This is a genomic window from Streptomyces purpureus, assembly GCF_014648195.1.
Classification (GTDB): Bacteria; Actinomycetota; Actinomycetes; order Streptomycetales; family Streptomycetaceae; genus Streptomyces; species Streptomyces purpureus.
Genome location: NZ_BMQQ01000025.1, coordinates 16,202 through 30,472, shown reverse-complemented (window position 1 = coordinate 30,472; position 14,271 = coordinate 16,202). Strand labels below are relative to the sequence as shown.

The 14,271-nt window shown below is 70.9% G+C and carries 15 protein-coding genes; 11 read left to right on the top strand and 4 right to left on the bottom strand.

Annotation, left to right across the window (positions count from 1 at the left end):
• Positions 1-2 precede the first annotated feature (2 nt).
• The 3 genes from IEZ01_RS26125 to IEZ01_RS26115 all read left to right on the top strand — a co-directional run bounded on the left by IEZ01_RS26125 (position 3) and on the right by IEZ01_RS26115 (position 2,785).
• Positions 3-821: a hypothetical protein gene (locus IEZ01_RS26125; RefSeq protein ID WP_189204080.1), complete on the top strand. Its 819-nt coding sequence runs from the start codon at positions 3-5 to the stop codon at positions 819-821.
• Positions 822-856: 35 nt separating this feature from the next.
• Positions 857-1,957 (top strand): putative hexosyltransferase, encoded by a 1,101-nt coding sequence (locus tag IEZ01_RS26120; protein WP_052185810.1) that lies wholly within the window; start codon positions 857-859, stop codon positions 1,955-1,957.
• A gap of 66 nt (positions 1,958-2,023) precedes the next feature.
• Positions 2,024-2,785, top strand: a complete 762-nt coding sequence (locus tag IEZ01_RS26115) for a hypothetical protein (RefSeq protein WP_189204078.1) — start codon at positions 2,024-2,026, stop codon at positions 2,783-2,785.
• Positions 2,786-2,797: 12 nt separating this feature from the next.
• Here IEZ01_RS26115 and IEZ01_RS26110 read toward each other — a convergent pair whose 3' ends face one another.
• Positions 2,798-3,175 (bottom strand): DUF192 domain-containing protein, encoded by a 378-nt coding sequence (locus tag IEZ01_RS26110; protein ID WP_189204076.1) that lies wholly within the window; start codon positions 3,173-3,175, stop codon positions 2,798-2,800.
• Positions 3,176-3,278: 103 nt separating this feature from the next.
• On the opposite strand from IEZ01_RS26110, the gene IEZ01_RS26105 reads away from it, so the two are divergent.
• The 3 genes from IEZ01_RS26105 (at position 3,279) to IEZ01_RS26095 (ending at position 6,124) form a co-directional block, all read left to right on the top strand.
• Entirely contained in the window at positions 3,279-4,067 is a 789-nt protein-coding gene (locus IEZ01_RS26105; RefSeq protein ID WP_019889085.1) for a prepilin peptidase, read from the top strand.
• Positions 4,068-4,144: 77 nt separating this feature from the next.
• On the top strand, positions 4,145-5,692 hold the full coding sequence (locus tag IEZ01_RS26100) for a DUF2079 domain-containing protein (RefSeq protein ID WP_229833233.1): 1,548 nt from the start codon (positions 4,145-4,147) through the stop codon (positions 5,690-5,692).
• Between the two features lie 66 nt (positions 5,693-5,758).
• The gene (locus IEZ01_RS26095) at positions 5,759-6,124 is read left to right on the top strand and encodes a winged helix-turn-helix transcriptional regulator (RefSeq protein WP_189204074.1); all 366 of its coding nucleotides are present in this window, start codon (positions 5,759-5,761) and stop codon (positions 6,122-6,124) included.
• A gap of 246 nt (positions 6,125-6,370) precedes the next feature.
• Here IEZ01_RS26095 and mgrA read toward each other — a convergent pair whose 3' ends face one another.
• On the bottom strand, positions 6,371-7,408 hold the full coding sequence (gene mgrA / locus IEZ01_RS26090) for an L-glyceraldehyde 3-phosphate reductase (RefSeq protein ID WP_189204072.1): 1,038 nt from the start codon (positions 7,406-7,408) through the stop codon (positions 6,371-6,373).
• Positions 7,409-7,519: 111 nt separating this feature from the next.
• On the opposite strand from mgrA, the gene IEZ01_RS26085 reads away from it, so the two are divergent.
• From IEZ01_RS26085 to IEZ01_RS26065, 5 genes are all read left to right on the top strand, one after another.
• Complete coding sequence (locus IEZ01_RS26085; RefSeq protein WP_019889089.1) at positions 7,520-8,281, top strand: isoprenyl transferase; 762 nt, start codon at positions 7,520-7,522, stop codon at positions 8,279-8,281.
• Between the two features lie 345 nt (positions 8,282-8,626).
• Positions 8,627-9,949: an RNA 5'-3' helicase PhoH2 gene (phoH2, locus tag IEZ01_RS26080; protein ID WP_189204069.1), complete on the top strand. Its 1,323-nt coding sequence runs from the start codon at positions 8,627-8,629 to the stop codon at positions 9,947-9,949.
• Between the two features lie 364 nt (positions 9,950-10,313).
• Entirely contained in the window at positions 10,314-11,012 is a 699-nt protein-coding gene (locus IEZ01_RS26075) for an aggregation-promoting factor C-terminal-like domain-containing protein (RefSeq protein WP_019889092.1), read from the top strand.
• 97 nt (positions 11,013-11,109) lie between these two features.
• Positions 11,110-12,486 carry an AI-2E family transporter gene (locus tag IEZ01_RS26070; RefSeq protein WP_189204067.1) on the top strand — a complete coding sequence of 459 codons (1,377 nt, stop codon included), beginning with the start codon at positions 11,110-11,112 and terminating at the stop codon, positions 12,484-12,486.
• Positions 12,483-13,199, top strand: a complete 717-nt coding sequence (locus IEZ01_RS26065; protein WP_189204065.1) for a hypothetical protein — start codon at positions 12,483-12,485, stop codon at positions 13,197-13,199. Before IEZ01_RS26070 ends, IEZ01_RS26065 begins: the two co-directional genes overlap by 4 nt.
• A 71-nt stretch (positions 13,200-13,270) precedes the next feature.
• Here the strand turns inward: IEZ01_RS26065 and IEZ01_RS26060 are convergent, their stop codons facing one another.
• Together IEZ01_RS26060 and IEZ01_RS26055 are read right to left on the bottom strand one after the other, a co-directional pair.
• Positions 13,271-13,807 (bottom strand): alkyl hydroperoxide reductase, encoded by a 537-nt coding sequence (locus IEZ01_RS26060; RefSeq protein WP_028797915.1) that lies wholly within the window; start codon positions 13,805-13,807, stop codon positions 13,271-13,273.
• A 2-nt stretch (positions 13,808-13,809) separates the two neighbouring features.
• Positions 13,810-14,271 (bottom strand): peroxiredoxin (locus IEZ01_RS26055; RefSeq protein ID WP_229833232.1); only part of this gene is annotated, 462 nt, incomplete at its 5' end.

The window sequence follows — 14,271 nt, the reverse complement described above, 5'->3', positions numbered from 1 at the left end:
CGATGATGATCGCCAACCTGCTGGTCAGCCGGCATCTCGACCCGCCCGTGCTCACCGCGGCCCTCGCCACCGCCGCTCACGTACCCACGACCCACGTCGACCTCCGCCACGCCGACGACGACCAGGACGGCCGCGACTGGTACGCCCCGGTCCTGTGCACCTATCACCACCTGCGCGGCGACCTCGCGCTGAGCCTCGACATCCAGGTGCAGGGCGAGCAGGTACGGGACGTCCGGGACGCGACCGTCACCTCCGCCGGAGAGCCCCGACTGGCCGCCGCCCTCGCCCACCGGACCGGCGCCGGAGTCCTCTACCCGGACGACCGCATCGATCCCCAGACCTACTGGCTCGCCGACCCGAGCGGCCTGGTCACCCGCGTCCGGCTCCTCACGACCGAGGACGACCCGCCCGTCCACACCGTCGACGCCGTCGAGGCCCCCTCCCTCGCCTTCCCACACGCCGAGGTCACCCCTCTCGCCGAAATCCTGCGGGAGTACCCCGTCCCCACCCCGCTCGCCGACGCCACCGGCCTGTCCACCCCCGCAGCCGTGTCCCTGACCATCTGGGAACGGATGGTGCGCCGGATGGCCGCCGACTGGCCCCCGTCCGGCCGCTACCTCCCCGAGCTGTACGCACACGACCTCGCTGCCCGCGACCACTTCGCGCGCGAGATCGCCACCTGCCCGCAGCACGAGCGCACACCGCTGCTCGCCGCCGCCGCCCGCATCGACGCCCTGTTCCGCACGCTCACGGTCGACACGACGGAAGGCACCGGTTCTTGGTGGCGCACCCGCGTCCCCCGCCGTACCCCCTGGCCGTAAGTCCCCTCCCGCACCCCCCGGACATAATCGACCGCATGTCCCAGGCCCCCTCGCTCACCCGCGCCGCCCCCGCCCTGTGGGGGTACGCCGCCGTACGGCTCACCGGCCTGGCCGTTCTCGCCGTCGCCGCCGCCCATGCCGGCAAGGACGCACTGCACCTGCTCAAGGGCCGCTGGGACTCCGTCTGGTACGTCCGGATCGCCGAAGACGGCTACGGGCACACCACCACCCTCCCCGACGGCAGCCTCCACTCCGACCTCGCCTTCTTCCCTCTGCTGCCCGCCCTCGAACGAGGGCTCTCCACACTCCTCCCGCTCGACGCCGCCTCCGCCGGACTCCTCGTCGCCTGGGGCGCCTCGATCGCCGCCGCCTGGGGCATCTACGCCGTCGGGGCCCATATCGCCGGACGCGACGCCGGGGTCGTGCTCGCCGTCCTCTGGGGCGTCTATCCCACGGCGTTCGTCCAGTCCATGGCGTACACCGAGACCCTCTTCACCGCCCTCGCCGCCTGGTCCCTGTACGCCGTCCTGCGTGACCGCTGGATCCTCGCCGGGGCCCTGTGCGCCCTCGCCGGACTCACCCGCCCCTCCGCCGCCGCGCTCGTCGCCGCCCTCGGGGTCACCGCCCTGGCCGGCGTCGTCAAGGAACGCCGCCTCCGCGCCCGTACGGCCGCCGGAGTCCTCCTCGCCCCTGTCGGCTGGCTCGCGTACATCGTCTACGTCGGCGTCCGCGAGAACAGCCCCACCGCCTACTTCGACGTCCAGGCCGCCTGGGGCAACAGCGTCGACGGCGGCGCCGCGCTCGCCCGGTTCATCTGGAACCAGCCGCCGCTCGCCGCCCTCGGTCTGGCCGCCGCGCTCGCCCTGCTCGGCTGGCTGGTGGCCCTGTGCGTACGCCAGAGGCAGCCGCTGCCCGTCCTCGTCTACACCGTCGCGGTCGTCGTCATCTCCCTCATCGGCGCGGCCTACTTCGGCTCCCGGCCGCGCCTGATCATGCCCGCCTTCGCCCTGCTGCTCCCCGCCGCCGTGGCCCTCGCCCGGCTCCGCACCCGCGTCCGCGTCCCCGTCCTCGCCGGGCTCGCCCTCGCCTCGGGGGCGTACGGCGCCTTCACCCTCCTCGGCTCCGGCCCGCCCTGACCGGTACGGGACGTTGGGCCCCTGGGCCCATGCGGGCGCCGGAACCCCGCTGTTAGCGTGCGGCGCATGACACGACGGAGCACGCGGATCATCACGGCGGCCGCGGCCGTCGCGCTCGCCCTGGGGCTCACGGCCGGCTGCGAGGACGGCGACCGGAAGAACGACACCGGCAAGGCGAGCACCGGGTCCAGCCCCACGCAGCAGCCGGCGCGCACCTCGCAGAGCTCCCCGCCCGGCACCTCCACACCCCCCGCCCCGCCCGCCACCGGCACCCCGCTGACCAAGGCCCAGCTGGACAAGGCCGTCCTGGCCACCGCCGACGTCCCCGGCTACACCGTCACCACCATGGAGGGCCCGCCCGCCCAGGGCGAGATCGCCGAGAAGGCCGAGTGCGCCCCGCTCATCGCCGTCCTCAACGGCAAACTGGAGCCTGCCGCACAGGCCTCCGTGTACCGCCAGATCGTCGGCGTCAAGAACGGCCGCCCCGCCGTCTCCGAGTTCCTCACCAGCCACGGCGAGGGTGCCGCGACCGTCCTGAGCCGGGTGCGCGCGGCCGCCACCGCCTGCGCGGGCGGATTCCTCACCCACGACGGCGCCACCACCTCCACGTACAAGAACGTGAAGGAACTCCCGCTCCCGAAGGCCGGCGACGACAGCTTCGCCTACCAGCTCACCGCCGACTTCCAGGGCGAAGCCGTGCCGCTGGTCTTCCACCTCGTCCGCTTTGGCCCCACCGTCGCCACCTTCTACACCGCGAACTTCGAAGGCCCGGCCACGCCCACCATCCCCGTCGCGCTCCTGACGGCCCAGACCGGCAAACTCCGCTAGCGGCTCCCGGCCCTACGGCCGGAGCGCCACCCGCACCCCCGGCCGCAGCCCCCAGCCCGCCATCGCGCCCGCCTCCGCCTCAAGGACATGGCGGGCGCGCGGCCGGATCATGCCCAGCCGGCCCGGCTTCATCGTCACCACGTCGACGACCCGGAACTCCTTGTCCAGATACGCCACATCGATGGCGAAGCGCATCCTGAAGGTGTGCACGCTGTTGCACGGGGTGATCATCAGGGCGCCGTCGATCCCGTCCCGGCCCAGCAGGCCGCGCGTACGGGCCCGGTAGGAGGCCGCGACCTCCACCGGCACCCCGCCTGCACCCACGTCCTCCTGAGCGTCGCCCTGCTCCAGGACCGTCATCGTGGCCATGCCATTTCGCCAGTTCCCCATGGGGGACGAAGGTAGCGCCACCACCCCGGCTCTGGGCCCCGCTTCACCCACAGTGGGCCCCTGGGCCCATGACCCGGCCCGCCGACCGGCCTAGGGTCGCCCCGTGTACGTCACGCTGATCGCCCTCGCCGCCCTGTGGGGCGCCGCCACCGGGCTGCTCGTACCCCGTGCCGCGTACCGCCTCTCCGTCGAGCCGGACGAACCGTGGCGGGACACCTGCCCTGCCGGGCACCCCTTCACCGGCGCCGCCCGGGGCTGGCTCGGCCGCGCCCGGTGCGCCACCTGCACCACGTCCGTCCCCGCCGGACGCCCTCTCACCACCACCACCGCGGAACCGCCCACCCGCACCCCCGTCCTCGTCCCGCTGCTCACGGCCCTCGCCTCCGCCGCCCTCGCCGCCGCCACCGGGCCACGTCCCGAGCTGGCCGTCTGGCTGCTCGCCACCCCGTTCGCGGTCCTGCTCGCCACCGTCGACCGGCGCGTCCACCGCCTCCCCGACCAGCTCACCCTGCCCCTCGCCGCCGCCGCGCCCCTGCTCCTCGGCGCCGCCGAACTACTCCCGGGCGAGGCGGGCTCCTGGCCGACCGCCCTGCTCGGCGGACTCGCCCTCGGCGCCGGGTACTTCGTACTGTTCCTCATCAACCCCAACGGCCTCGGCTTCGGCGACGTCAAACTCGCCCTCTCCCTGGGCGTCACTCTCGGCTGGTACGGCTGGAGCATCCTCTTCCTCGGCGCCTTCGCGGGGTTCCTGTTCGGTTCCCTCTACGGGCTCACCCTCGTGCTGCTGCGCAGGGCAGGCCGCAAGAGCGCGATCCCCTTCGGACCGTTCATGATCGCGGGCGCCTTCGCCGGACTGCTGCTCGGCGCGTTCGCCGCGAGCCCGACGCCCTAGCTGAGGGGGACATGAGCCGACCTGAGGGCGAGTCGAGGACGCCAACCCCGGGACGGTCCCGCATAACATCCGGACGTATGCGGACAATCCCAGACAATGAGGCCAGGCAGGGGACCGGCAGCACCACCCCGCCCCCGGCCCGCCCCACCTCGAAACGTCCGGGCACTCGGCTGCCGGCGGCCCTCCTCCCCTGGGGATGGGCCGCCACCCTCTGCGCGCTCTACGCCACCGTCGCCGTACGCCGCCACCTCCTCATGCGCACCACCGGCTACGACCTCGGCATCTTCGAACAGGCCCTGCGCGCCTACGCCGAACTCCGCGCTCCCGTCGTCCCCTTGCGCGGCGAGCACTTCAACCTCCTCGGCGACCACTTCCACCCCCTCGTCGCCGCCCTCGCCCCCCTCTACCGCCTCTGGCCCTCACCCCTCTGCCTCCTCCTCGCCCAGTCCGCCCTCCTCGCCGTCGCCGTCGTCCCCCTCGCCCGCTGGGCCGCCCGCGCCCTCGGCCGCCCCGCCGCCCACACCGTCGCCGCCGGATACGGACTGAGCTGGGGCATCGCCTCCGCCGCCGCCTTCGACTTCCACGAGGTCGCCCTCGCCGTCCCCCTGCTCGCCTTCGCCCTCGAAGCACTCGCCCAGCGACGCTGGATCCCGGCCGTCGCCTGGGCCGCCCCCCTCCTCCTCGTCAAGGAGGACCTCGGCCTCACCCTTGCCGCCCTCGGCATCCTGATCGCCGTCAAAGGCCCCCGCCTGCTCGGCCTCGCCACCGCCGCCGCGGGGCTCCTCGGCTCCTACATCGAGATCACCTATCTGCTGCCCGCCTTCAACCCCGGCGGCTCCTACGCACACGGCGAGAACCTCTCCGACCAGCACGGCTCGTTCCTCAGCCTGCTCGCCCACGCACCGCTCGACGCCCTGCGGCCCGACATCAAGCCGATGACCCTCGTCCTCGTCTTCGCCCCGTCCGCACTGCTCGCCCTGCGCTCCCCACTCGCACTCCTCGCCGTCCCCACACTCGCCTGGCGGATGCTGTCGCAGAACGGCTTCCACTGGGGCACCGCCTTCCACTACAGCGCGGTCCTCATGCCCATCGTCTTCGCCGGCCTCATCGACGCCCTCACCGTCTGGCGCCGCAGCGACCACCCCCTCGCCGCCCGCCACCTGCGCGCCTCGCTGCTCACCGTCGTCGGCGTCACGGTCCTGCTGCTGCCGGCCTTCCCCCTGGCCCAGCTCGCCCAGCGGGCCACCTGGCGCACCACCCCGCACATCGAGGCCGCCCGGGCGCTGCTGGCGAAGATCCCGGACGGAGCGAGCGTCGCCGCCTCCAACCGGCTGATCCCCCAGCTCACCTCACGCTGCACGGTCGTCGTCTTCCCGACCTTCCCGGTCGACAGCAAGCTCTACCGGTACGACCTCAAGCGGTTCCCGCCCCCCACGACCGAGTGGATCGTCCACGACCGCCAGGCCCCGGAGGCCTGGCCGTACAAGACGGGTCACTGGCCCTATCCGATCGAACAGCAGGAGGCCGAGCTGGCCGCCGCCCAGCGTAAGTACGGCTACCAGGTCGTGGCCCGCCGCGACGGCATCACCCTGCTGCGCCGCACCCCACCGAGGGCCGACCGATGACGATCCCCGCGAACCCTGGCGTACTGTCGAATCGGAAAGTGTCGTGCGACAGCTGAGGAGTTGGCGATGGCCAAGGGCAAGGTCGTGTACCACTGCGGTCTCGACGCGGCGGTCGACGTCGTCGGCGGCAAGTGGAAGCCGATGATCCTGTGGGCGCTCCACGAGGGCACCCTGCGCTTCGGCGAGCTGCGCCGGAACCTCCCCGGGGTCAGCGAGAAGATGCTGATCCAGCAGCTGCGTGAGCTGGAGTCGGACGGTGTGGTGCGCCGTGAGGTCTACCGCGAGGTGCCGCCCCGAGTGGAGTACTCGCTGACCGAGCTGGGTGAGGCCCTCAACAAGGCCCTGGAGCCGCTCGGCCTGTGGGGTGACACCTTCATGACCCAGATCCTCGCGGCCAAGGCGGCCCAGCGGGCCGGGGAACCCGCCGCCTGACCCCTCGCTCTGCGTCAACCGGGCGCATCCGGCTCCGGGTCCCTCCTGGGAGGGACACGCCGTGCGCCACGCCCGGGCCGCGGACGGTTTCACCGGCCCGGAAGCCGGTGTTCCCACGGGGTGCGCATATTCCAGAGCGTATTGGCGGCGCACGGTGGCACACAGCATCACTTACGAAGGGTTATGGTGGAAACCCCCCCTCGGGCCGGTCCGTATCCCCCCCACGGACCGGCCCGTTTTTTCGTTTCAGCCGCGCCCGGCCCAGATGTTGGTGCCCTCGGTGTCCACGGCGAAGGTGTCGATCTCCTTCAACTCCTCGGCGGACAAGGGCGATCCGGCAAGCGCCGCCACGTTCTCCTCCAACTGCGCCACGCTCGACGCGCCGATCAGCGCGGAGGTCATCCGCTCGTCGCGCAGCACCCAGTTGAGCGCGAGCTGAGCCAGCGTCTGGCCGCGCCGCTCGGCGATCTCGCCCAGTCCGCGCAGCCGCCGCAGCACCTCGTCGGAGAGCAGGTTCGGGTCGAGGGACTTGCCCTGCGTGGCCCGCGATCCCGCAGGGATGCCGCCCAGGTACTTGTTGGTGAGCAGACCCTGGGCGAGCGGCACGAAGGAGATGCAGCCCATGCCGGCCTCCTCCAGGGTGTCGAGCAGCCCGTCCTCCTCGGTCCAGCGGTTGATCATCGAGTAGGAGGGCTGGTGGATGAGCGGACGGACCCCCATCTCGGTCAGCAGCCGGGCCGCCTCGGCGGTCTGCTCGCTGTTGTACGACGACACGCCCACGTACAGCGCCTTGCCCTGCTGCACGGCGGAGGCGAGCGCCCCCATCGTCTCCTCGAGCGGAGTGTGCGGGTCGAAGCGGTGTGAGTAGAAGATGTCGACGTAGTCGACGCCCATCCGCTTCAGGGAGGCGTCGAGCGAGGACAGCAGGTACTTGCGCGAGCCCCACTCGCCGTACGGGCCCGGGTGCATCAGATACCCGGCTTTGGTCGAAATGACCAGTTCGTCACGGTACGGCGCGAAATCGTCGGCGAAGATCTTGCCGAAGTTCAGCTCGGCGGAGCCGGGGGGCGGCCCGTAGTTGTTCGCCAGGTCGAAGTGGGTCACCCCGAGGTCGAAGGCGCGGCGCAGGATCGCGCGCTGCGACTCGAGCGCGCGGTCGTCGCCGAAGTTGTGCCAGAGGCCCAGCGAGATCGCCGGGAGCTTGAGGCCGCTGCGGCCGGTGCGGCGGTACTCCATGGAGTCGTAACGCTGGGCGGCGGCGCGGTAGTGCGGGGATTCAGTCACGTATCTCTGCTTATCACGGACTTGTGACAGGGCCGGGCTGGGAGCATTCCACCCCTGCGCAGTAGTGTGGCGGCTTCGGGGGGCCGCCGCAGCATGGAGGGGTTAGGAACAGTGAACCTGCGCGACCTGGTGTACGGGCTCTACGCACGCCGGGTGGAAGGCCGTCTCGATCATGACCAGGTGCCCAAGCACATCGGTGTCATCCTCGACGGCAACCGTCGCTGGGCCAAGGCTTCCGGCGGTACTCCCGAGCAGGGACACAAGGCCGGCGCGAGCAAGATCCAGGAGCTGCTCGGCTGGTGCGCCGAGACCGACGTCGAGGTCGTCACGCTCTGGATGCTCTCCACGGACAATCTGAACCGGCCCGAGGCCCAGCTCGTCCCGCTGCTCGGCATCATCGAGGACGCCGTCCGCGACCTGGCGGCCGACGGCCGCTGGCGGGTGCACCACGTCGGCACCCTCGACCTGCTGCCCGCCCGTACCCAGTCCGTGCTGAAGGAGGCCGAGCAGGCCACCCACCACAACACGGGAATACTGGTGAACGTCGCCGTGGGCTACGGCGGCCGGCAGGAGATCGCGGACGCGGTCCGCTCCCTCCTTCTGGAGCACGCGTCGAAGGGCACCAGCTTCGAGGAGCTCGCCGAGGTCGTCGACATCGACCACATCTCCGAGCACCTCTACACCCGCGGTCAGCCCGACCCGGACCTGGTGATCCGTACCAGCGGCGAGCAGCGTCTTTCCGGGTTCATGCTCTGGCAGAGCGCCCACTCGGAGTACTACTTCTGCGAAGTCCACTGGCCGGCGTTCCGCAAGGTCGACTTCCTGCGCGCACTGCGCGACTACGCCGCCCGGCACCGGCGCTACGGCACCTGACCGGGCATCGGATCGGCGTCCGGCCGGCGCCTGATCACGTCTGATCAACCGCGTCCCACGGGGCCCCGGGAGCACCCTGCGGTGCAGGTCACCGCCTGTTCACCAACGCGTCGTCATATGCCATGGCATGGCTGAGCTTGTTCGAGGGAATACCACCTGCAGAGTGAGCGGCATGGAGACCGCCCACCCGGGAGGCCCTTTGCACCAGGACGACCGTGCAGGACAAGTGCGGACGAAGCGGTGGGCCGGCTCGCGGCCCGCGCATCGTGGCCTGAGCCCGGCCCCATCCCCCTGCGACGCCGTCGCAGTTGCTCCCCGACCTCAGCCGAGGGGGTACGTCCTTCCGTGGTGACCAGCACAAAGCGCCGCATGTCCGACAGGCGCACCTACGTTCTCGACACCAGCGTCCTGCTGGCCGACCCCAACGCGATGGCCCGCTTCGAGGAGCACGAGGTCGTGCTCCCGATCGTCGTGGTCACCGAGTTGGAGGCCAAGAGGCACCACCCCGAGCTCGGGTACTTCGCCCGGCAGGCGCTGCGCCTGCTGGACGACTTCCGGGTGCGGTACGGCCGCCTCGACGACCCGCTCCCCGTCGGGGACCTGGGCGGGACCCTCCGTGTCGAACTCAACCATTCCGACCCCGGCGTTCTGCCCGCCGGCTACCGGTTGGGGGACAACGACTCACGGATTCTGGCGGTAGCGCGCAATCTCCAGGCCGAGGGGTACGACGTCACGGTCGTCTCCAAGGACCTTCCCCTTCGTATCAAGGCGTCCTCCGTCGGGCTGCTCGCCGAGGAGTACCGCGCCGAGCTCGCCATCACGGACTCCGGCTGGACGGGCATGACCGAGCTGGCTCTCTCCGCCGACCAGATCGACCTCCTCTACGACCAGGAGACGCTGTACGTCCCGGAGGCGGCCGAGCTGCCCGTCCACACGGGTCTGGTGCTCCAGTCGGAGCGGGGCAAGGCGCTCGGCCGGATCTCGGCGGAGGGGAACGTCCGACTGGTCCGCGGGGACCGGGAGGCGTTCGGCATCCACGGACGCAGCGCCGAGCAGCGCATCGCGCTCGATCTGCTGCTCGACCCGGAGGTCGGGATCGTCTCCATGGGCGGCCGGGCCGGTACGGGCAAGTCGGCGCTGGCGCTGTGCGCCGGTCTGGAAGCGGTTCTGGAGCGCCGGCAGCACCAGAAGGTGATGGTGTTCCGTCCGCTGTACGCGGTGGGCGGGCAGGAGCTGGGGTACCTGCCGGGCACCGAGGCCGAGAAGATGAGCCCGTGGGCGCAGGCGGTCTTCGACACGCTCTCGGCGGTGGCGAGCCGTGAGGTGATCGAGGAGGTGCTGGGCCGCGGGATGCTGGAGGTGCTGCCGCTCACGCACATCCGTGGCCGGTCCCTGCACGACGCCTTCGTCATCGTGGACGAGGCGCAGTCGCTGGAGCGGAACGTCCTGCTGACCGTGTTGTCCCGGATCGGGGCCAATTCCCGGGTCGTTCTGACCCATGACGTGGCCCAGCGGGACAACCTCCGGGTCGGCCGGTACGACGGAGTCGTCGCCGTGGTCGAGAAACTGAAGGGGCATCCGCTCTTCGCGCATGTCACCCTCACCCGGTCCGAACGGTCCCAGATTGCGGCGCTCGTGACCGAAATGCTGGAGGACGGCCAGATCTGACCTTCCTTCTCCCGTTTGGGAGTTGGCGTCGCCCGGCGAAGCGCAGCAGCTTAGCCGGGCGGCGCCCTTTTGCGCGCCGATTCGGCGAAATCCCTGGGGTCGATGAGGTGTGAGCTTTCCCACGCGAGACAGAATTGCCTCGCGGTATCGGCTTCCGGCAGAGTCTTGCTTCCGTCAGGCCCCGCATACGGCACACGTGCACCCTCAGGGTGTCGCACCACACAACTCAACAAACGTCAGCCGTATGCCGCCCACAGCACCACGGGCCCGTGTCTTCAGTGACCCAAGTACGTCGAAGACCAGCGCAAGGGGCACGATTTCGCCCGCGAGGTCACCCGTGCGGGCGATGCTGGAAGGAAACCGTGTGAGCCGGATCTCGGTCCGGGGATTCGCGGTGGCATCTGCCACTGCGGTCACCACTGTCGGCGCTGTCGTGGGTGTTGCCGCGGGCAACACGCAGGCCCTGGACGCCAATGGCGACAACTTCGAGGCAGCCGCTGCCGACACGACGCTTCTGGCGGACATTCCCGGCGGCGAGCAGGCGCAGATTCAGGTCTCGTCGCTGTCGCAGCAGGCCGACGCACAGGCCGCCGCGGCCGACTCGGCCGCGAAGAAGTCCGCAGAGGAAGCCGCCCGTCTGCAGGCCGCCAAGGACGCCAAGTCCAAGAAGGAAGCCGCGGAGAAGGCGGAGAAGGAGCGCAAGGAGAAGGAGGAGCGGGCCAACCGAGACTCCGTCCGTGACGCGTCCAGCTTCTCCGCGCAGGGCTCCTACAGCATCTCCGAGGTCAAGGCGATCGCCCGCCAGATGATCCCCGGCGACCAGTTCCAGTGCTTCAGCAACATCGTGGAGCGCGAGTCGGGCTGGAACTACCGGGCACAGAACGCCTCCTCCGGCGCGTACGGTCTCGTCCAGGCGCTGCCGGGCCACAAGATGAGCTCCGCGGGCGCCGACTGGCAGACCAACCCGGCCACCCAGATCAAGTGGGGCCTCAACTACATGAACAACCGCTACGACAGCCCCTGCGGCGCGTGGTCGTTCTGGCAGGCCAACCACTGGTACTAGGCCCAAGCTCAACTTCCCGGAGCCCCTTGCCGTCCTACGGTGAGGGGCTCCGTGCGTGTACGGTTCCGGGGAGATGGCAGGGGGAAGAAGGAAGATCATGGCGAGACTGCCAGGGTGGCTGGAGCGGCTGGGCGCCGGACTGTCACGCATGGGCAAGCGGTTGGAAGAGCGACGCGCCGCGGCCGAGGAGGAGGAGCTCCCCGTCCCGCCCGTCCCCGCGAAGCCCCCCGCCGTCCCCGCGCCGGAGGAGCTGCCCTCCACCGAAGGCGGCAGCGAAGCCGGGCGGGTCCCGGCGCCGCCCGCCTACGCGCCGGCCGTCGCCGCCCGCCCCGATCCCGCGGCCGCCATCCCCTGGGGCATGCGGGTCGCCGCCGAAGCCGGCTGGCGGCTGCTCGTCCTGGCCGGGACGCTCTGGGTGCTGATGAAGGCCATCAGCTCGGTACAGCTCGTCGTCCTCGCGTTCGTCGCCGCGCTGCTCATCACCGCCATCCTCCAGCCCACCGTGTCCCGGCTGCGCGGGTACGGGCTGCCGCGCGGTCTGGCCACCGCCGTCACCGCCGTCCTGGGCTTCGTCGTGATGGGGCTGGTCGGCTGGTTCGTGGTGTGGCAGGTCATGGACAACGTCGACACGCTCTCCGACCGGGTCCGGGACGGTATCGAGGAGCTCAAGCGCTGGCTGCTCAACAGTCCCTTCCATGTGACCGAGCAGCAGATCAACGACATCGCCAAGAACCTCAGCGACGCCATTGGTGCCAACACCGAGCAGATCACCTCCGCCGGGCTCCAGGGCGTGACCGTCGTCGTCGAGGCGCTGACGGGGATACTGCTCGCGATGTTCTCCACGCTCTTCCTGCTCTACGACGGCAAGAAGGTGTGGCAGTGGGTGCTCAAGCTGGTGCCCGCCCAGGCCCGGCCGGGCGTCGCGGGCGCGGGGCCGCGGGCCTGGCGCACGCTCACCGCCTATGTGCGGGGCACGGTGGTCGTGGCGCTGATCGACGCGATCTTCATCGGTGTCGGCATCTATTTCCTCGGTGTGCCGCTGGCCGTGCCGCTGGCCGTCTTCATCTTCCTGTTCTCCTTCATCCCTCTGGTCGGCGCGGTGGTCTCCGGTGCGCTGGCGGTCGTCGTCGCGCTGGTGACCGAGGGCGTGTTCACGGCGCTGATGGTGCTGGTCGTGGTGCTGGCCGTGCAGCAGATCGAGGGCCATGTGCTCCAGCCGTTCATCCTCGGCCGGGCGGTACGGGTCCATCCCCTCGCGGTCGTCCTCGCCGTCGCGGCGGGCGGTCTGACGGCGGGGATCGGCGGCGCGGTCGTGGCGGTGCCGCTGGTCGCGGTCACCAACACCGTCGTCGGCTACCTCCGCGCGTACAGCGAGGAGCAGGCGCTTCGGTCCGCGCCCGAGCCGCACGGCGCGACCGCGCTCGACGTGGCGCCGACCCCGCCTCCCGGCTCGCCCGAAAGGAACGGCGAGTGATATCCGAGCCCGAACTCGTCGGCGACGTCACCTTCCCCGAGCCCCGCACCGCGTCCGGCGGCCCCGCCGCCCCCGACACCCTCGGCACGGAGACCCCGCCGGCCCCCCGGCCGCGCCGGCCGTGGCTGTGGGCGGTGGGCGGCGCGGCGGTCGCCTCGGCCCTGTGGGCGGGCGGGCTGTACGCGTACGAGAGCCGGGGCGTGGACCTCGGCGGCTACCGCTCCACCCGTAACCTCTGCCTGGAGACCGACCTGAAGGCCGTCTCCACCGCCCTCGGCAAGAAGGTGACCGCCACCAGCCCGGAGACCGAGGAGCATCCGGCGCTGGACCGGGCGACCTGTTCACTGAAGCTGGGGCCCGAGAACAACTACTTCGAGGTGCTGGTGTCGTACCAGCTGCACAAGGTGACCGACCCGGGCCCCGAATTCGAGGCGGTGCTGGAGCAATTCCCGGGCGACGAGGCAGGGGAGCGGGTCGAGGGCCTGGGGGAGGCGGCGTTCAAGACCCCGTACGACGCGGAGAGCGGCAGGAGCGCCGAGGTGGACGTACTGGACGGGCAGGCGGTGTTCTCGCTGTACATCGTCGCGGTCCAGATGGAGGAGGGCGGCGAGGGCAAGCCGCCGGCCGAGCCGACCGAGGACGTTGATCTCAGCGGCATCGAGGAGTTCCTCATGGAGGACGCCCGCGCCCTGATGGCAAAACTGAAGAAGTGACGCGGCGGAACCGAACCGAGCAGGGCCCCGGGACATGAAGTCCCGGGGCCCTGCTCCTTCGTACGAAGCCGCTACTCGGCCAGGACGGCCTCGGCGTCGAGGGTGGTGCCGACCGCCTGGATCACCGCGGCGATCTTGAAGGCCTCCTGGATCGTCTCGCGGTCCACACCGGCCTTGCGGAGCACCTGCTCGTGCGAGTCGAGGCACTGGCCGCAGCCGTTGATGGCGGAGACGGCGAGCGACCAGAGCTCGAAGTCGACCTTCTCCACGCCCGGGTTGCCGATGACGTTCATCCGCAGGCCCGCGCGGAGCGTGCCGTACTCCGGGTCCGACAGCAGGTGCCGGGTGCGGTAGAAGACGTTGTTCATCGCCATGACCGCGGCGGCGGACTTGGCGGCGGTGTACGCCTCGGCGGAGAGGTTGGCCTTGGCCTCGGGCTCCAGCTCGCGCAGGACCTTGGGGGAGCGAGCGGCGATGGCGCAGGACAGGACCGTGCCCCAGAGCTGCTGCTGCGAGAGCTTGTCGTTGTTGCCGATGACCGAGCCGAGGTTCAGCTTCAGGTCCTTGGCGTAGTCCGGTATCGCGGACTTGAGCTCATCGAGCGCCATGGTCACTCACCGGCCAGGAGGGCGCCGGCGTCCAGGGTGTTCTCGCCCTTGTTCCAGTTGCAGGGGCACAGCTCGTCGGTCTGCAGCGCGTCCAGGACCCGCAGGACCTCCTTGGGGTTACGGCCCACGGAGCCGGCGGTCACCATCGTGAACTGGATCTCGTTGTTCGGGTCCACGATGAAGACGGCGCGCTGGGCGAAGCCGTCCTCGCCCTCGACGCCGCACTCGCGCATCAGGTCGTGCTTGGAGTCGGCGAGCATCGGGAAGGGCAGGTCACGCAGGTCGGCGTGGTCCTTGCGCCAGGCGTGGTGCACGAACTCGGAGTCGCCGGAGACGCCGAGGATCTGGGCGTCGCGGTCGGCGAACTCGTCGTTCAGCTTGCCGAAGGCGGCGATCTCGGTGGGGCAGACGAAGGTGAAGTCCTTCGGCCAGAAGAACACCACGCGCCACTTGCCCTCGTAGGA